General features: G+C 68.0%; 12 protein-coding genes and 3 tRNA genes. 7 read left to right on the top strand and 8 right to left on the bottom strand.

The features are described 5' to 3' along the window. Positions 1–58: 58 nt before the first annotated feature. The 3 genes from AC5JLE_RS00970 to AC5JLE_RS00960 all read right to left on the bottom strand — a co-directional run bounded on the left by AC5JLE_RS00970 (position 59) and on the right by AC5JLE_RS00960 (position 5,406). On the bottom strand, positions 59–3,085 hold the full coding sequence (locus AC5JLE_RS00970) for a two-component regulator propeller domain-containing protein (RefSeq protein ID WP_496064922.1): 3,027 nt from the start codon (positions 3,083–3,085) through the stop codon (positions 59–61). 176 nt (positions 3,086–3,261) lie between these two features. Continuing rightward, positions 3,262–4,671, bottom strand: a complete 1,410-nt coding sequence (locus AC5JLE_RS00965) for an ATP-binding protein (RefSeq protein WP_049407970.1) — start codon at positions 4,669–4,671, stop codon at positions 3,262–3,264. A 6-nt stretch (positions 4,672–4,677) separates the two neighbouring features. Then, a complete protein-coding gene (locus AC5JLE_RS00960; protein ID WP_004151313.1) occupies positions 4,678–5,406 on the bottom strand; it encodes a response regulator in 729 nt (242 codons plus the stop codon). A gap of 204 nt (positions 5,407–5,610) precedes the next feature. On the opposite strand from AC5JLE_RS00960, the gene AC5JLE_RS00955 reads away from it, so the two are divergent. From AC5JLE_RS00955 to AC5JLE_RS00945, 3 genes are read left to right on the top strand one after another with little or no spacing between them, the layout of a single operon-like run. After that, entirely contained in the window at positions 5,611–6,852 is a 1,242-nt protein-coding gene (locus AC5JLE_RS00955; RefSeq protein WP_032956876.1) for an efflux RND transporter periplasmic adaptor subunit, read from the top strand. Beyond that, positions 6,849–8,807 carry a MacB family efflux pump subunit gene (locus AC5JLE_RS00950; RefSeq protein WP_496064921.1) on the top strand — a complete coding sequence of 653 codons (1,959 nt, stop codon included), beginning with the start codon at positions 6,849–6,851 and terminating at the stop codon, positions 8,805–8,807. The genes AC5JLE_RS00955 and AC5JLE_RS00950 overlap by 4 nt, the downstream gene beginning before the upstream one ends. Continuing rightward, positions 8,804–10,243 carry an efflux transporter outer membrane subunit gene (locus tag AC5JLE_RS00945; RefSeq protein ID WP_049407969.1) on the top strand — a complete coding sequence of 480 codons (1,440 nt, stop codon included), beginning with the start codon at positions 8,804–8,806 and terminating at the stop codon, positions 10,241–10,243. Before AC5JLE_RS00950 ends, AC5JLE_RS00945 begins: the two co-directional genes overlap by 4 nt. A 77-nt stretch (positions 10,244–10,320) precedes the next feature. Here the strand turns inward: AC5JLE_RS00945 and rlmB are convergent, their stop codons facing one another. The 3 genes from rlmB to rnr all read right to left on the bottom strand — a co-directional run bounded on the left by rlmB (position 10,321) and on the right by rnr (position 14,252). Next, complete coding sequence (gene rlmB, locus AC5JLE_RS00940; protein WP_005408775.1) at positions 10,321–11,064, bottom strand: 23S rRNA (guanosine(2251)-2'-O)-methyltransferase RlmB; 744 nt, start codon at positions 11,062–11,064, stop codon at positions 10,321–10,323. 161 nt (positions 11,065–11,225) lie between these two features. Continuing rightward, positions 11,226–11,708: a GFA family protein gene (locus AC5JLE_RS00935; protein ID WP_014646528.1), complete on the bottom strand. Its 483-nt coding sequence runs from the start codon at positions 11,706–11,708 to the stop codon at positions 11,226–11,228. 84 nt (positions 11,709–11,792) lie between these two features. After that, positions 11,793–14,252 carry a ribonuclease R gene (gene rnr, locus AC5JLE_RS00930; RefSeq protein ID WP_496064920.1) on the bottom strand — a complete coding sequence of 820 codons (2,460 nt, stop codon included), beginning with the start codon at positions 14,250–14,252 and terminating at the stop codon, positions 11,793–11,795. A gap of 128 nt (positions 14,253–14,380) precedes the next feature. Here rnr and AC5JLE_RS00925 point away from each other — a divergent pair. Next, a tRNA-Leu gene (locus AC5JLE_RS00925) sits at positions 14,381–14,465 on the top strand. Between the two features lie 207 nt (positions 14,466–14,672). Then, positions 14,673–14,757, top strand: a tRNA-Leu gene (locus tag AC5JLE_RS00920). 56 nt (positions 14,758–14,813) lie between these two features. On the opposite strand, the gene AC5JLE_RS00915 is transcribed toward AC5JLE_RS00920, so the two are convergent. Then, positions 14,814–15,560 carry a sulfite exporter TauE/SafE family protein gene (locus tag AC5JLE_RS00915; protein ID WP_014646526.1) on the bottom strand — a complete coding sequence of 249 codons (747 nt, stop codon included), beginning with the start codon at positions 15,558–15,560 and terminating at the stop codon, positions 14,814–14,816. A gap of 98 nt (positions 15,561–15,658) precedes the next feature. On the opposite strand from AC5JLE_RS00915, the gene AC5JLE_RS00910 reads away from it, so the two are divergent. Further along, positions 15,659–16,558 carry a LysR family transcriptional regulator gene (locus AC5JLE_RS00910; RefSeq protein WP_014646525.1) on the top strand — a complete coding sequence of 300 codons (900 nt, stop codon included), beginning with the start codon at positions 15,659–15,661 and terminating at the stop codon, positions 16,556–16,558. Positions 16,559–16,608: 50 nt separating this feature from the next. Beyond that, a tRNA-Leu gene (locus AC5JLE_RS00905) sits at positions 16,609–16,693 on the top strand. A 153-nt stretch (positions 16,694–16,846) separates the two neighbouring features. Here AC5JLE_RS00905 and emrB read toward each other — a convergent pair. Continuing rightward, positions 16,847–18,433 carry a multidrug efflux MFS transporter permease subunit EmrB gene (gene emrB / locus AC5JLE_RS00900; protein WP_005408769.1) on the bottom strand — a complete coding sequence of 529 codons (1,587 nt, stop codon included), beginning with the start codon at positions 18,431–18,433 and terminating at the stop codon, positions 16,847–16,849. Between the last annotated feature and the right edge of the window lie 7 nt (positions 18,434–18,440).

Here is an 18,440-nt window from a genome sequence, read left to right as displayed (position 1 = left end):
TCGGCCCCCAAGGTGCCAGATCGGCAAGAGATAAGATCCACGCCATGCGTGGATGCGATCAACCAATGCTCGTACGATCGCGGCCGTCGCTCTTGGCGCGGTACAGCGCGCGGTCTGCGCGCTGGTACAGCAGCGCCGGGGTGCGGTCGTCGGCATCCTGCTCCACCAGCCCCGCACTGAAGGTCACGCGCAGGCCTTCCACACCGGCCCAGTCGGGGTGGTCATGGAACAGGCCGCGCAGGCGCGCGCACAGCTGCGCGGCTTCCTCCAGGCGGGTGTCGTTGAGCAGCAGCGCGAACTCTTCGCCGCCGGTGCGCGCCGGCAGGTCGGAGTCGCGGCTGGCGGCTGCGATCAGCGTCGCCACCTGCACCAGCACGGCATCGCCGATGCTGTGGCTGTGGCGGTCGTTGACGTCCTTGAAATGGTCGATGTCCAGCACCACCAGGCACAGTGGATGACCACTGCGCTGCGAACGGGCGAAGTCACGCGCCAGCGTCTCGTCGAAGCCGCGGCGGTTGGCCAGCCCGGTCAGCGCATCCTCGCGGGCCTGGCGCTCGAAGGCTTCGGCCTGGCGCGCCAGGCGTTCGGCCAGCTCGGTCTTTTCCTGGTTCAGCGCCTGCAGGTGCACGGTCTTGGCCTGCAGGTCGAAGGTCGCGTCGTCCACCCGCCGCGCCAGGCGCAGGTTGCTGGCCTTCAGCTGCTGCAGCAGCAGGCGGTACAGTGCCACCAGGCCGGCCAGCAGCAACAGCCCGCCCAGCGCCTGCACGCTGCGCCGCTGCCACCAGAACGGCTCGACGCTGAAGCTCCACACCGCCTCCTGTTGGCCCCAGCTGCCGCCCGGATGCGCCGCAGCCACATGCAGGGTGTAGTCGCCCGGCGGCAGGCCAACGAACTCGACGCTGCGCTGCGGGCCACGCTCGACCCAGCCGGCATCGAGGCCATCCAGCCGCGTGCGGTAGCGGATCCGGTCGGACATCAGGTAGCTCAGGCCGACATAGCTCACCGCCAACCGGCGGCCACCGGGAATGTAATTGCGGTCCGGTCCCTCCCAGTGCACCGGCGCACCATCCACCTGCACGCTCTCGATCGCCGCCGGCGGCGATGGCCGCTCGCGGAAACGCTGCAGGCGTTGCGGGTCGACCGTGCTCAGGCCACCGGCGGTGACCACCCAGAACGTGCCATCCTGGCGCAGGATCGCCGATGGACTGGAGCTGCCATTGGCCTGTGCATTGGCCATGCCGTCGATCTCGTTGTAGCGCTCCAGCACCACCCGCGGCGTGCGGCCATCGGCCACCGCATTGAGGGTGGCCATGTCGGTGCGCAGCACACCACGGTTGCTGCTGATCCAGACATTGCCGAGGCGGTCCGGCACCAGCTGGAACACCGCGTCCACCGGCATGCCCTGCTCCAGGCCGACCCGCGCCAGCGCACCGTTGCGCCAGCGGTACAGGCCACGATCACTGCTGATCCACATCGCATCGCCCAGCTGGTGGAAGCCGAACACGCTGCGGCCGCCCCCCAGCGGGGCCAGGTCGATCGACTGCACGTGGTCGCCACGCAGCACGCGGATGCCTTCGATGGTGCCGATCCACAGGTTGCCCTGGTGGTCATGCTCGAGCGCGGTGATCAGGCCGCCGGGCATACCCGGCACGTTCGAGACCTGCACCCGGTCGCCGTCGATGCGCACCACGCCCTTCTGCGTGCCGGCCCAGACCACGCCCTGCGGGTCAACGGCGATCGCACGGATGTTGCCGCCCGGCATGCCGTCAGCCGCCGCATAGTTGTGGCGCAGGCCCCCATCGCGACCCAGCCGGTAAACGCCGTCGCCGAAGGTTCCCACCCACAGGTCACCGTCCGGCCCCTGTGCCAGGCTCAGTACCGAGGGCGCCTTGCCGCCGCGGTTGTGCAGCGGTACCGCGCGGAAACGACCGTCGCGGGTCTGGAGGTCAAGGCCGCTGGCGCTGCCGACCCACAGCTGGCGGTCGCGATCCTCGAACACCGTGCGCACGTAGTCGCCACTGAGCCCATCGCGCTCGGTGAAGCTGCTGAACAGTGTTTCGCGCAGGCGGTACAGGCCCCCATTGGCTCCCACCCAGATGCTGCCTTCGGCATCCTCGCGCAGGCTGACCACGCGTCCGCCCGGCAGGTTCAGGCCGGCCGGCAGCCGCTCCAGGCCATGGGCGGAAATGCGCAGCAGGCCCTGGTTCTCGGTACCCAGCCACAGATCGCCATGCCGGTCCTGCAGCATCGAGGTCATGTGCAGCTGGCCCGGCAGGCGGTGCACCAGCACCAGCTGGTCGTCCTCCACCCGGTACAGGCGCTCGCCGGCGACGATCCACAGCGCGCCATCCGGTGCCCGGTACGGCCACGACAGGCCGCTGCCGGCGCCCAGCCCCCACGCGGCGGGCGCGCGCTTGAGCACGCCGTCGTTGTCGCGCAGCACCAGCCCGTCGAGCGTGCCGACCCATACCCGGTCCTGTGCATCGACCACCAGCTTGGTGAAGCTCATCGCCATCGGCAGGTCCGCCGCCGGTGCCTGGTAGACGATGCCGGCATCCGGCGTCAGGTAGCCGATGCCCTTGCCTTCGTACAGCAGCCACAGCCGGCCCTGGCTGTCCATCTGCATGGACTGGATCAGCACCTGCGGTGTACCGGCCTGGTGCTCCCAGACCCGCCATTGGCCGTCGCTGCCGCGGTGGCTGACGTTGCCGCGCGAATCGCTGATCCACAGCCCGCCCTGGCGGTCGACGAACAGTGCGCCGATGCCGTTGTCGCGCAGGCCCGGGCGCGTACTGCGGTCGAACACGGTGAAGTCCAGTCCGTTGTAGCGCACCAGCCCTTCCCAGGTGGCGAACCACAGATGGCCCTCCGGCGTCTGTGCGATGTCGCGCAGCGAGTTGTGCGGCAGGCCGTTGCGCGAGGTCCATACGTCGATGGCGTAGTCGCGCAGCGGGGGCGCGCCCTCCTGTGCCGCCAGCGGCAGCGCGAGGGCCAGCAGCAACCACAGCAGGCCCTGCCGCAGTGCCCGCCTGAATCCTGATGCGCGGCGCTCCACCCAGCGCCCCTCGTCCCCCTGCCCGCCCATCACCGCAGCAGCGGCGGCCAGGTGCGGCTGCAGGGCGCGGCAGCGTGCGGGAACAGCCGGGCAGCGCGCACTGGCATGCCGGCGGGAACGGGCTGGCTCATCGAGGGGAGACTGGGGAGATGGGCAGATGATAGGCCAAACCCCGGCCCCGGCGTCACCGTCCGCGGCCCGCCGGCTCAGCCGGCGCGGCCGGGCGCCACCACCTGGGCACTGGCCGGCCACTGCACCACCGCCTCCAGGCCACCTTCGGCCCGGTTGCGCAGCCACAGCCGCGCGCCGTCCTTCTCGGCCAGGGCGCGGGCGATGGTCAGGCCCAGGCCGGCCCCGCCGGTCTGGCGCGAACGCGAGGTTTCCACCCGCACGAACGGATCGAACACCGCCTCCAGCTGCTCTTCGGCCAGGCCGGGACCGTCATCGGCCACCACTACGGTGATCGCACCGCCGCTGCGCTCGACCCGTACCCGCGCCCGCTGCGCGTACATCACCGCGTTGTCCACCAGGTTGGAGAACAGGCGGTGCATGGCCAGCGGACGCAGCATCAGCACCGAACCACTGCCCCCCTCGAAGACCACGTCGGCGCCGCCTTCGGCGGTGTCCTCGACGATGCTCTCCAGCAGTGAATCCAGGTCGAGTGCGGCGCGCTGCTCGGCACTCTCGGCACTGCGGGCCAGTTCCAGGCCCTCGCGCACCAGCGCCTGCATCGCCGCCAGGTCACCGACCAGGCGCTCGCGCAGGGCTTCGTCGCTGACATTCTCCAGGCGCAGGCGCAACCGGGTCAGCGGCGTCTGCAGGTCATGGGTGATCGCCGCCAGCATCTGCGTGCGTTCGGCCAGGTGCCGCTGCAGGCGGTGCTGCATGGCGTTGAAGGCTTCGGCGGCGCGCTGCACTTCACGCGGCCCGCGCAATGGCAACGGGTCGCGCTGCAGATCGTCGCCGAGATCCTCGGCAGCGGCGGCCAGTTCCTGCAGTGGCGCACTGGCCATGCGCGCAACGATATAGGCCAGCACGGCAATCGCCAGCACCAGCAGGGTCAGGAACCACGGGTCCACGGCGAGGATGCCGTTGTGCGCCACCGCCGGCGAGTCCAGCGCCAGTTTCAGCAGCGTGCCGTCGTTGAGGGTCACGTCCACCGCGCGGCACTTGGGCGGGATGAACGCCGGGTCGCGTTCGCGCGGCGGCCGCCGGTGACCCGGCGGTGGCGGCGGCAGCAGGTCCTGCAGCTTGGGAATGCAGGAGCGGAACGAAGCGAAGTGCACATGCGCGCGCGACACCGGTCCGGGGCGGTCTTCCAGCACTTCCATCAGCGCCGTGTCGGCACGCCCGAGGCGGGCTCCGGGCTGCAGCGCGCGCACGCTCGGCCCGCCGATCGCCAGCAGGCGCTCGCGCAGCTCCGGATTGCCGTCCAGCAGGTTGACGTAGCCCTGCAGGCGGTCGGCGATGCGGTTCAGGTTCTGCCGCTCGAACTCCTGCTGGCGCTTGGAAGTGGCCAGCATGGTCGCGCCGATCGCAGCCACCGCCATGCCCAGCAGCAGGATCACGAACAACCGCCCGACCATCGAGGACAGGAAATGGCGCAGGCGCTTCATCGCGGCTTATTCCAGGTTGACCGCGGAGGCCAGCACGTAGCCCTCGTTGCGCACGGTCTTGATCAGTCCGTCCGGGCCACCGTCGTCGCCCAGCTTGTTGCGCAGGCGGCTGACCTGCAGGTCGATCGCGCGGTCCTGTGCCTCGTAGTTGCGGCCACTGCTGAGCGCGACCAGCTGCTCGCGCGACAGCACCTTGTTGGCGTGCGCGATGAACACCCGCAGCAGGCGGAACTCGGCGCCGGACAGCACCACCACGCGGTCATCCGGATCGACCAGGTGGCGATGCTCCAGGTCGAACACCCAGCGCGAGAAGCGCGCACGGCGCACCGCCAGCGGCTCCAGGTTGGCCGGCAGCGCCTCGGTCCGGCGCAGCACGTTGCGGATGCGTGCCAGCAGCTCGCGCGGTTCGAACGGCTTGGCCAGGTAGTCATCGGCGCCCATTTCCAGGCCCAGCACGCGATCGATCGGCTCGGCGCGTGCGGTCAGCATGATCACCGGCGTGTTCGAGCGCGCACGCAGGTCGCGGCACAGGGTCAGGCCATCCTCGCGCGGCAGGTTGAGGTCGAGCACGATCAGGTCCACGTGCTCGCGGTCCAGCAGCTGGCGCATGGCGGTGCCATCGGCGGCAGTGCTCACCTGGTAGCCGGCGCGGCCGAGCTGCTCGGCCAGCAGCGTGCGGATGTCGTTGTCGTCGTCGACGATCAGCAGTCGATGCATCGGGTTTTCAGTCTCCATGTCGCGATCATCCCGTGTCGGCAGCTGAACCGCATCCGGGGCAATGCGTACCAGTGTATCCACCCACGGGCGGGATACCTGTGGTTACGCGTATTCACCGACAGTGTTACATACAGACATACCCCGAGGATTGAGCCGTCCATCGCCCGGTCTTCACAATGCCCGCCAACGCCGCACGCGCGGCCCCGAGAGTGAAGCCACGACGTGACGTTCCGCCTGCTGCCCGCGACCCGCCGGAGTCGCCTGATACTGATCGCCCTGCTTGCCCTGATCGTCGCCGCGACCGCCTGGTGGCTGCTGCGCAAGCCCGCCGCGCCGGCGGTGGCCACCTCGCCGGTCAGCCGCGGTGACATCGAGCAGACGGTGGACGCCACCGGCGTGATCGATGCCTACAAGCTGGTCAGCGTCGGTGCGCAGGCCTCGGGCCAGATCAAGTCGCTGAAGGTGCAGCTGGGCGACACCGTGAAGGAAGGCGACCTGATTGCCGAGATCGACGCCACCACCCAGCAGAACCAGGTGCTCAACGCGCAGGCCTCGCTGGACCAGGTCACCGCCCAGCGCGCCGTCCAGCAGGCCACCCTGCGCCAGGCCGAACTGGAATTCGCGCGCCAGCAGCAGATGCTGGCCGCCGAGGCCACCTCGCGCCAGGAATACGATGCCGCCGAGGCGCAGCTGAAGACCGCCCGTGCCCAGCTGCAGTCCTACGAGGCGCAGATCAAGGGCCGCGAAACCGAGCTGGGCACCGCCCGCGCCAACCTGGCCTACACCCGCATCACCGCGCCGATGGACGGCACCGTGGTGGCGGTGGTGGCCGAGGAAGGCCGCACGGTGAACGCCAACCAGACCGCGCCGACCATCGTCATGCTGGCGCGGCTGGACGTGGTCACCGTCAATGCGGAGATCTCCGAGGCCGACGTGGTCAAGATCAAGGCCGGCATGCCGGTGTACTTCACCACGCTCGGCGACCCGGACCGCAAGTACCACGCCGCGCTGCGCCAGATCAATCCGGCGCCAGCCTCGATCGCCAACGAGAATTCATCCAGCTCCAGCAGCTCCTCCAGTTCCAGTTCCAGCAGCGCGGTCTACTACAACGCGCTGTTCGACGTGGAGAACCCGGATGGCACGCTGCGCATCGACATGACCGCGCAGGTCTCGGTGCTGCTCAAGCAGGCCAAGGGCGTGCTGATGGTGCCGGCAGTGGCACTGGGGCCGAAGCGCCGTGGCGACGAGCGCATGGTGCGGGTGCTGGACGACAAGGGCCAACCGCAGCCGCGCAAGGTCACGGTGGGCATCAACAATGGCGCCTCGGCCGAGATCCTGTCCGGGCTGAAGGAAGGCGAGCGCGTGGTGGTTGGCGAAGCGGGTGCGGCCGGTGCCAGCGCCGGCGGCGGCAACCGCGGCGGCATGCAGATGCGGGTTGGCGGCCCGGGCATGGGGCGCCGATGAGCACGACGGCGCCGCTGCTGCGCCTGCGCGACCTGCGACGTGAATTCCCGGCCGGCGATGATGTGATCGCCGTGCTGCGCGACGTCAATCTCGACATCCACGCCGGTGAGATGGTGGCCATCGTCGGCCAGTCCGGCTCGGGCAAGTCGACGCTGATGAACATCCTCGGCTGCCTCGATCGTCCGACCCGTGGCAGCTACCAGGTGGCCGGCCGCGAAACCGGGAAGATGCAACCGGACGAACTGGCCGAACTGCGCCGCGAGCATTTCGGTTTCATCTTCCAGCGCTACCACCTGCTCGGCGACCTGGATGCGCGCGGCAACGTGGAAGTGCCGGCGGTGTACGCCGGCAGCCCCGGCCCGGTGCGCAACGCGCGTGCCGAGCAACTGCTGCAGCGGCTGGGCCTGAGCGACCGCATGCATCACAAGCCGGGCCAGCTGTCCGGTGGCCAGCAGCAGCGCGTGTCGATCGCACGCGCCCTGATGAACGGCGGCGAGGTGATCCTGGCCGACGAACCGACCGGCGCGCTGGACACGAAATCCGGCGAGGAAGTGATGGCGATCCTCGGCGAACTGCATGCCGAAGGCCACACCATCATCATCGTCACCCACGACATGAGCGTGGCCGAGCACGCGCAGCGCATCATCGAAATCCGCGATGGCGAGATCATCGCCGACCGCGCCAACCCGAATGCGCCGACCTACCGTGAGCAGCGCGAGGCCAGTACCGGCGTCGCCCGCGGCAACAGCTGGCGGGCCGCCCGCGACCGCTTCACCGAAGCGTTCCGCATGGCGCTGCTGGCGATGAACGCACATCGGCTGCGAACCTTCCTGACCATGCTCGGCATCATCATCGGCATCGCCTCGGTGGTCTCGGTAGTGGCGCTGGGCAATGGCTCCCAGCAGCAGATCCTGCAGAACATCAGTGCGCTCGGCACCAATACCATCGACGTCTATCCCGGCCGCGGTTTCGGCGACATGCGCTCGGCGCGCGTACAGACGCTCAAGGCCAGCGATGCCGATGCACTGGCAAGGCAGAGCTACGTGGACAGCGCCACCCCCAGCGTATCGAGCTCGGTCACCGCGCGTTACCGCAACCAGTCATCCACCGCCCAGGTCAGCGGCGTTGGCGAGCAGTTCTTCCGGGTCAAGGGCGTGACCCTGCTCAGCGGCAGCTTCTTCGATGCCGATGCGGTCAAGGGCCTGGGCCAGGTGGCGGTGATCGACGAGAACACCCAGGCCCAGTTCTTCCCCGATGTCGACCCGGTCGGCCAGGTGATCCTGCTCGGCAACGTGCCGGCGCGCGTGGTCGGCGTGGCCAAGCGGCAGAGTTTCGGCTTCGGCGGCAGCACCAGCCTCAGCGTGTGGGTGCCGTACACCACGGTGATGTCGCGCATGCTCGGCCAGAGCCACGTGTCCAGCATCACCGTGCGCGTGGACGATGACACGCCGATGGATGCCGCGCAGGAAGCGATCACCCGCCTGCTGACCCTGCGCCATGGCACCGAGGATTTCTTCCTCAGCAACAGCGCCGAGATCCGCGAGACCATCGAGCAGACCACGCGCACGATGACCCTGCTGATCGGTGCCATCGCCGCCATCGCGTTGCTGGTCGGTGGCATCGGCGTGATGAACATCATGCTGGTATCGGTGACCGAGCGCACCCGCGAGATCGGGGTGCGCATGGCCGTCGGTGCACGGCAGAGTGATATCCGCCAGCAGTTCCTGATCGAAGCGGTGCTGGTCTGCCTGCTCGGCGGCGTGCTCGGTATCGGCCTGGCCCTGCTGCTGGGCTCGATGATCGGCCGCTTCGCCAGCGACTTCCAGGTGCTGTTCTCCACCGCCTCGATCGTCGCAGCGTTTGCCTGCTCGACCCTGATCGGCGTTGCGTTCGGCTTCCTGCCAGCGCGCAACGCCGCGCAGCTCGACCCGGTGGAGGCCCTGGCCCGCGAATGAAGATGATGACCCGACTGCCCTTCCCCGCTCCACGGCACCTGCTGCTGGCCGGTGCCGTTCTACTCGCCCTGTCCGGCTGCGCGTCGGTCGGCCGCTACCCGGTGCACGACCCGGCCGTGGCGGCGCAGTATGGACGTGGCGATGCCACCCTCAACGCGCCAGCCGATGACCCGCGCAGCAGCCTGGATACACCGGGCCGCGACATCCGCCAGGACACCTGGTGGACCGGCTTCGGCGATGAACGCCTGGACCGCCTGGTGGCGCAGGCGCTGGCCGCCAACAGCGATCTGGCCGCCGCCGGCCTGGCCGTGCAGCGTTCGCGCCTGCAGGCCGGCCTGGCCAGCAACGCACTGTGGCCGCAGCCCTCGTCATCCGGCGTGAGCGGCAGCGCCAGCCGCGCCACCGACCAGTCTGATGATTGGCGCCGCAGCTATTCCACCGGCGTCTCGCTGGGTTGGGAAGTGGACCTGTGGGGCCGCCTGCGCACCCAGCGCGACATCGCCCGCTGGGAAGCCGAGGCCAGCGAGGAAGATCGGCAGAACACCGCGCTGCTGGTGATCAGCGACACCATCACCCAGTACTGGAACCTGGCCTACCTCAACCAGTCGATCGCCACCGGCCAGGCCAACCTGGAGCGCCTGGAACGCACCCGCGAACTGGTGCAGGCCCGCTTCGACGCCGGTGCGGTATCGCGCCTGGAAGTGCGCCAGGCACTGCAGAACCTGCAGTCGCAGCGGTCCTTGCAGAGCGCGCTGGAACAGCAGCGGGTGGAGGTGCGCAACGCGCTGACCGTGCTGCTGGACGGCACGCCCTGGCCCCAGCAGGACGAACCACAGGACCTGCTGGGCGCACGCAGCCCAGCCATCAGCGAAGGCCTGCCGACCGATCTGCTCGGCCGCCGCCCCGATCTGCGCGCGGCCGAACTTCGCCTGCGCAACAGCCTGAAGACCATCAAGGTCACCGCCACCCAGTACTACCCTGCGCTGAGCCTGACCGGCAGCCTCGGTTCCAGCGCGACCTCGCTGGGCGATGTGCTGCGCAACCCGGTGGCCACGCTGGGCGCCGGCCTGTCGCTGCCGTTCCTCAACCTGCAGCGTGCGCAGCTGGATACCGATATCGCCGGCACCACCTACCAGATCGCCGCCAGCAACTTCCGCAAGACGCTGTATACCGCGCTCTCGGAAGTGGACAACGCACTGTCGGCGCGCGAGCAGCTGGCGCGCCAGGTGGCGGCCTCGCAGGCTTCATACGACGAAGCGGTGGAAGTGGAACGCGCGCAGGAAGTGCGTTACCGCGTGGGTGCCACCGATCTGCGCACCTGGCTGGAAGCGCAGCAGACCCGGCGTGATGCCGAACTGTCGCTGGCACGTGCGCGCCAGGGCCAGCTCAACAACGACGTGACGCTGTTCAAGGCGTTGGGCGGCAGCGCGGGGTGAGGCGGGACATGAAACGGGGTCAGATCCCTTTTCCCATTGGAAAAGGGATCTGACCCCGATCACATCGCGCTGGCCGATCAACCGCGCTGGCGCACGGCCTCGAACAGGCTGACGCCGGCGGCGACGGAGACGTTCAGGCTCTCGATCTCGCCCGGCATCGGGATCTTGACCAGGCCATCGCAGTTCTCGCGGGTCAGGCGGCGCAGGCCATCGGCTTCGCCGCCCAGCACCAGCGCGATGTTGCCCTTCAGGTCCAGCTGGTACAGCGAGGCCGTGGCTTCACCGGCCAGGCCGTAGATCCACACGCCCTGCTTCTGCAGGTCCTTCAGGCAGCGCGAGAGGTTGGTCACCGCCACCACCGGGATCAGGTCGGCGGCACCGGCCGAAGTCTTGCGCACAGTGGCATTGACCGTGGCCGACTTGTCCTTCGGGATGATCACCGCGGTCGCCCCGGCGGCAGCGGCCGAGCGCAGGCAGGCGCCGAGGTTGTGCGGGTCCTGCACCTCGTCGAGCACCAGCAGCAGGGCCTTGCCCTCGGCCGCGGTGACCAGCCCTTCCAGCTCGTTCTCGCTGTAGGTACGGGCGGCGGCGTAGCGCGCGGCCACGCCCTGGTGGCGCACCGAACCGCCAACACCGTCCAGCGCCTGGCTGTTCACCTTGCGCACATCGATGCCCTTGCGGCGGGCGTTCTCTTCGATCTCGGTCAGGCGCGGGTTCTTCGCACCGGCCTCGACCAGCACTTCGCGGACGTTCTCGGCGTCGTTCTCGATGGAGGAGGCGACGGCGTTGACGCCGACAATCCACTGGCTGTTCTTGCTCATGCGGGCGGGGACCGGAAAGGGGGTGGCTATGGTAGAGCATCGGCAGGCCGGGCGCTGCGACCGGCCGCCCCTCTGTAGCGCCGAGCCCATGCTCGGCTGGCGGGGGGCCGATGAAGCCTGAACCCGGAGCAGCCGAGCGTGGGCTCGGCGCTAGAGGGGCGTTACCGACTGCGCGGCGGCCAGTGCGGGGTGTCGTGGTCGGGGTGCTGGTGGGAGACGATGGTGGCCAGGAACTCCAGCGCGGCGACGTCGTCCTCGGTGCGCCGCGCCGGCAGGCCGGACAGGCTGTCGACGAACGGCAGCTTGCGCTCCACCCCGTACTGGATCGTCGGTGGCAGGCGTTCCGGCTCATCGAAGGCGCCGGCAGCCACGGCCACGCCATCCGGGGCTTCATAGGTCAGGGGTGTACCGCAGTCGGCGCAGAAACCACGCCGCACCACGTTGGACGACTGGAAATAGCGCGGCTGGCCGCGGGTCCAGCTGAACTGCACGCCGCGCACGGATACCAGCGGCGCGTAATAGGCACCGAACGCCTTCTGGCACATCCGGCAATGGCAGATCGAGCTGTCGGTGAGCTCGCCACGCGCCTGGAAGCGGACCGCGCCGCACTGGCAGCCGCCACTGTATTCGGGTTGGCCTTGCATGCTGGGGTTCCTCCGGAACGTCGTGCCAACCAAGGTTGGCACCTACCAGTTGCGGTAGGTGCCAACCGTTGGTCGGCACACCTTTCAATACTTCTTCTTGGTGCGCTTGGCCGGCTTGCCCCGCTCGGGCGGCGGCGGCAGGCCATCGCCCTCGTCCTCGCCCTTGTGCTCGACCAGGCGGAAGTCGATCTTGCGCTCTTCCATGCTGGCCTTCAGCACCAGGATCCGCACGCGGTCACCCAGCCGGTAGCTGCTGCCGCGGCGTTCGCCGGTCAGCGTTTTGCGGGTGGCGTCGAACTTGTAATAGTCCTGCGGCAGCTGGGTCACATGCACCAGGCCCTGCACCTTGGACTCGTCCAGTTCCACGAACAGGCCGAAGCTGGTCACGCCGCTGATCACGCCGTCGAACTGGCCGCCCACGTGCTTTTCCATCCACGCCGCGCGGTAACGCTCGTCGACCTCGCGCTCGGCTTCGTCGGCACGGCGCTCGCGCTCGGAACACTGCAGCGCCAGGGCCGCCATTTCGCGCGCGTTGTAGGTGAACTTGTCCAGCGGCTTGCCGGACAACGCATGCTTGATCGCACGGTGCACCAGCAGGTCGGGGTAACGGCGGATCGGCGAGGTGAAGTGCGCGTACGCCTCCAGCGCCAGGCCGAAGTGGCCGTGATTCTCCGGGCTGTAGATCGCCAGGCTCTGGCTGCGCAGCAACACCGATTCCAGCAGCGTGGCATCGGGGCGGTCGCGGATCTTCTTCAGCAGCTTGGTGTAATCGCCCGGGCGCACCTTCGACCACGGCGGCAGGCTCAGCTTGAACTCCTTGAGGAATTCCAGCAGGTCGGCGTACTTGGTTTCCGGCGGCTTCTCGTGGATGCGGTACGGCGCCGGCACATGGCGCGACAGCAGGTACCTGGCGGCCTCGACGTTGGCCGCGATCATGCACTCCTCGATCAGCTTGTGCGCGTCGTTGCGCACCAGCATGCCGGCCTGGGTCACTTCACCACGGTTGTCCAGCACGAAGCGCACTTCACTGCTTTCGAATTCGATGGCACCGCGCTTGGCGCGTGCCTTGGACAGCACCTTGTACAGCTGGTGCAGGCGCTGCACCTGCGGCAGCAGGTCGCCCATCCAGGCCTTGGTATCGGCATCGTCCTCGCCCACCGCCTTCCACACCTGGGTGTAGGTCAGGCGCGCATGCGAGTTCATCACCGCCTCGTAGAAGCGCGAATGCGTGACCAGGCCATCGCGGTCGATCTGCATGTCGCAGACAAAGCACATGCGGTCGACCTTCGGCATCAGCGAGCAGATGCCGTTGGACAGTGTCTCCGGCAGCATCGGCACCACGAAGCCCGGGAAGTACACCGACGTCGCACGCTTCTGCGCCTCTTCATCCAGCGGCGTACCAGGGCGAACGTAATTCGAGACGTCGGCAATCGCCACCACCAGGCGGAAACCCTCGGCATTCGGCTCGCAGTACACCGCGTCGTCGAAGTCCTTGGCATCCTCGCCATCGATGGTGACCAGCGGCGTGCTGCGCAGGTCGACACGGTCGCCAATCATCGCCGGCTCGACCACCAGCGGCACCGAGGCCGCTTCGTCCAGCACCTCCTGCGGGAACTCGAACGGCAGCTCGTGGCCATGGATGGCGGTCTCCACCACCAGCGACGCGGTCAGCTTGTCGCCGAGCACCGCGATGATGCGGCCGATCGGCGGGCGGCGGCTGTCCGGCGCCTGGGTCAGTTCACAGACCACCAGCTGGCCGTCGCGCGCACCACCGGTCTGGTCCGGCGGCACCTGCACGTTGCGCTGCACGCGCTTGTCGTCGGGCACCACGTAGTTGATGCCCATCTCGATGCTGAAGCGGCCGATCAGGCGGGTCATGCCGCGCTCGAGCACGCGGGCGATGCTGCCTTCGCGACGGCCACGGTGATCGATGCCGGTCACGCGGGCCAGCACCTTGTCGCCGTGCATGACCTTGCGCATTTCATAAGGCGGCAGGAACAGGTCGTCGCCGCCCTCGACCGGGCGCAGGAAGCCGAACCCTTCCGGGTTGGCGATCACCACACCGGTGACCAGGTTCAGGGTCTGGATCGGGGCGAAACCGCCGCGACGGTTCTGCACCAGCTGGCCGTCGCGGACCATCGCACCGAGCCGGCGCGACAGTGCTTCGGCACGGTCGGGGGCGGTCAGGCCCAGGCGTGCGCCCAGTTCCTCTGCCGTCTGCGGCCCTTCGCAACGCTCCAGCAGGGCCAGGATGGCTTCGCGGCTGGCGATGGGCTGTTCGTACTTCTCTGCTTCGCGGGCGGCATAGGGATCGTCGATCACCTTGCCGGCCGGCGGCAGCTTGCGGCCCGGGGCCGGGCCCGGTGCATCGGTACTGCGGACCTTGCGGCCGCGTGGCGGTGCACCGCCTTCATTCAATTCGGGGAACCAGCCCGGCAACGGCTTGCCCGGCTTGGTGGTGCGGGCCGTGCCCGCCTTGGCGCCCTTGTTCGGGGCTTGGCTGCGGGACTTGCTCCCGCCCTTGCTTGGTTTTTTGGTAGTCATCGCCCTACATGGTAGCCGTTGACGGCGTGCAGAACGGGTCAGTGGCCGTCTTGAAGGCCTTGCGTGAAAAATATTCAGGAAGTCGTTGACAGCCTGCGGATTCATCTTCACAATTGCGCCTCTGGAACGCCCAGGTGGCGGAATTGGTAGACGCACTAGTTTCAGGTACTAGCGGGTAAAACCGTGGAGGTTCGAGTCCTCTCCTGGGCACCAACGAAAAAACTCCTCGCTTCGGCGGGGATTTTTTTTGCCTGTGATCCGGCAGCCGGGGTCGGATTCCTTTCCAGAGGAAAGGGCTCTGGCCCCAAGCGAGTGAGATGGGGGGCAGAGCCCGTTTCGCATGCGCAACGGCAACCGACCCGGGATCAGCAAAAAGTGTTGACACCCCCGTCACGGCACCCCATAATCTCGCTCCTCGACGCCCAGGTGGCGGAATTGGTAGACGCACTAGTTTCAGGTACTAGCGGGTAAAACCGTGGAGGTTCGAGTCCTCTCCTGGGCACCACGTCGAGAATGAGAAAAACCCGCGAAAGCGGGTTTTTTCATGCCCCGGATCCGGCATCAGAACAACGGCCGCAGCACCAGTTCCAGCCCGAGCAGCAGCAGGAACCCCAGGAAGCAGGCGCGGAACACGCGCGCGCTGATGCGCTGCCGGATCACCTGGCCCAGCCACATGCCCAGCAGCGCCGGCAGCACCGCCAGCGCACTCAGCCCCAGCTGCTGGATGCCGAACGCACCGTGCAGCACCAGACCGGTGGTCAGCGAAATCGTCGACACGGTGAACGCCAGCCCGAGCGCCTGCACCAGCTCCTCGCGCTGCAATCCCAGCGACTGCAGGTACGGCACCGCCGGCATCACGAACACACCCGTCGCCCCCGTCACCACGCCGGACAGCGCACCCACCAGCGGCCCCAGCCAGCGCTCGCGCCGCTGCGGCACGCGGAACACCGGCGCGAGCAACGCATAGGCGGCATAGACCACCAATGCCACGCCCAGCGCAACGCGCGACCAGGTGCGATCGACCCGCACCAGCAGTGCGGCCGAACCCAGCGTCACCACCACCACGGCAAGCATCATCGGCCACAAACGCCGCACGATGTGGCCCAGCGACGGCCCGGACAGCAGTTGCCACGCATTGGTGACGAAGGTTGGAATGAACAGCATCGACGCCGCCGCCACCGGTGACAGGGTGCTGCCCAGCAGGCCCATCGCCACCGTCGGCAACCCCATCCCTGTCACGCCCTTGACCACGCCGGCCAGCACGAACACCACCACCAGCAGCAAATAGAAGTATGTCGATTCATGCATGGCTTCATTGGACCGGGCCCTCGCCAGGCGCACAATGCGGTCTTCCCGGCCCAGCCTTCGGCTGACCCGAAGGCGCCGGATCAGCAATGAGGCACGACATGCGGATGGACATCGCCGACCTGCGCCTGTTCCTGGCAATCGCCGAAGCCGGCAGCATCACCGCCGGCGCGGCACAGGCAAACCTGGCATTGGGTTCAGCCAGCGAGCGCCTGCGCACGATCGAAGCCGATGCCGGCACCGCGCTGTTGCACCGGCACCCACGCGGCGTCAGCCTGACCGAGGCCGGCGCCGCCCTCGCCCACCACGCACGCCTGATCCTGCAGCAGCAGGCACAGCTGCGTGGCGAACTACAGGCGTTCGCGCAGGGTGCGCGCGGCACCCTGCACCTGTATGCCAACACCGCCGCGCTGACCAACTACCTGCCCTCGCGGCTCGCGCCGTGGCTGGCCGGACGCCCACGCCTGCATGTCGAACTGCTGGAGCGCACCAGCCCTGAAGTCGTACGCGCGATCAGTGCCGGCCAGGCCGAAGCCGGCATCATCAGCGATGCGGTCGACGCTGCCGGCCTGCAGCAGCATGTGGTCGCCGAAGATCCCCTGGTGATGCTGCTGCCGGCCGACCACCGCTTCGCGACCCGGCGCAGCCTGGCTTTTGCCGAGGCTGCCGGAGAGACCTTCGTTGCCCTGGCCGACGGCAATGCACTGCAGACCTACATCGAGGACCAGGCGCGCGACATCGGGCGCCGCCTGGATGTACGCATCCGCATGAAGACCTTCGAAGGCGTGTGCATCATGGTCGGCCACGGCATCGGCGTCGGCATCGTGCCGCGGACCATCGCGCGCCAGCATCGGCGCAGCACGCACACCGTCGCCGTACCGCTCGCCGATGCGTGGGCGCAACGACGCCTGTGCGCGTGCTTTGCCGAGTGGACACGACTGTCATCGGCGATGCGCAGCCTGCTGCATCACCTGGGCGTGCAGCCCCAGAAAAAAGTGTGAAATGTTGTTGACACATCTTCTGTCGCTCCCCATAATTCATCTCCTGAGTCGCCCAGGTGGCGGAATTGGTAGACGCACTAGTTTCAGGTACTAGCGGGTAAAACCGTGGAGGTTCGAGTCCTCTCCTGGGCACCACGACTCAAGATGATCAAACCCGCGAAAGCGGGTTTTTTCGTTTCCGGGGCCTGGGAATTCACGCCCCGAGATCCACCCATGCGTGGCGTGGATCCACCAAAAGAAAAACCCCGCCTTGCGGCGGGGTTTCTGCGTTTCAACAGCAATGAGCGGTCAGTGCCCGCCACCGGCGGCAGCACCTGCACCCGCGCCGAACGGCGGCTTGGCCAGCCACAGGAACGTGATGATCGCCAGGAAGATCCAGCCCAGCAGGAAGAAGATGTCGTTGAAGCCCATCTGCGATGCCTGGTGGTTGATCATGTTGTTCAGTACCGCTGCACCGTGTTGCAGGTCGCCCTGCCCCATCGCCGTCACCTGGTCCTGCATGCCGGGCTGATAGGCCGAGATGTGCTCGGTCAGGTCGGCATGGTGCACCTGGGTACGCCGCGCCCACAGCCACGTCGTCAGTGACGCCGCGAAGCTGCCACCCAGCGTACGCAGGAACGTGGCCAGGCCGGAGCCCGCCGCGATCTCGCGCCCATCCAGGTCCGACAGCAGGATCTGCAGCACCGGCATGAAGAACAGCGCGACGCCGATGCCCATGATCAGCTGCACGCCGGCCACGTGCATGTAGTCCACCTGCAGGTTGAAGTTCGAACGCAGGAAGCTGGTCATCGACAGCACGATGAAGGCCACCGTGGCCAGCATGCGCATGTCGAAGCGCGATGCGTACTTGCCGACGAATGGCGTCATGATCACCGGCAGGATGCCGATCGGCGCGGTCGCCAGGCCTGCCCAGATCGCGGTGTAGCCCATGTCACGCTGCAGCCACTGCGGGATCAGCAGCGCCACGCTGAAGAACGCCGCGTAGGCCACCACCATCGCCAGCGTACCGGCGCGGAAGTTGCGGTGCCGGAACAGCTTCAGGTCAACGATCGGATCCTTGTCGGTCAGCTCCCAGATCAGGAACACCGTCAGCGTCACCACCGCCACGCAGGCCAGCACCACGATCTTCATCGACGAGAACCAGTCCTCGTCGTTGCCCAGGTCGAGCACCAGCTGCAGGGCACCGACACCGATCACCAGGGTGACCAGGCCGACGTAGTCCATCTTCGGCTTCTCGATCTGCTCCGGGCGTCCCTTCAGCTGGTTGCCCACCACCAGCGCGGCGAAGATGCCCAGTGGCACGTTGATCAGGAAGATCCATTCCCAGCTGTAGTTGTCGGTGATCCAACCACCGAGGATCGGACCGCAGATGGGCGCCACCACCGTGATCATCGCCAGCAGCGCCAATGCCTGTCCGCGTTTCTCGCGCGGATAGATCGAGACCAGCAGCGACTGCGTGATCGGGTACATCGGGCCGGCCACGAAACCCTGCAGCGCACGCGACAGCACCAGCATGCCCATGCTCTGCGCTAGGCCGCACAGCAGCGAGGTGATGACGAAGGCCAGCGTGGCCCAGACGAACAGCTTGCGCTCGCCGAAGCGACGGCTGAGCCAGCCGGTCAGCGGCAGCGCGATGGCCGTGCTGACCGCGAACGAAGTGATGACCCAGGTCGCCTGCTGCGAGCTGGCGCCGAGATTACCGGCGATGGTCGGCAGTGAAACGTTGGCGATGGTGGTGTCGAGCACCTGCATGAACGACGCCATCGCCAGGCCCACGGTGCACAGGGCGACGCTGGGTGGCAGGAACCCGGAGGCCGCACCCGGCGCCGCCGGTGCACCCGGAGCGCCGGGTGCGGCTGGAGCTTGTGCGGACATGGCGACC

Source organism: Stenotrophomonas sp., assembly GCF_059505245.1.
Note: the sequence above shows the minus strand (reverse complement) of the source record. Positions and strands in the feature narration are given on the sequence as shown.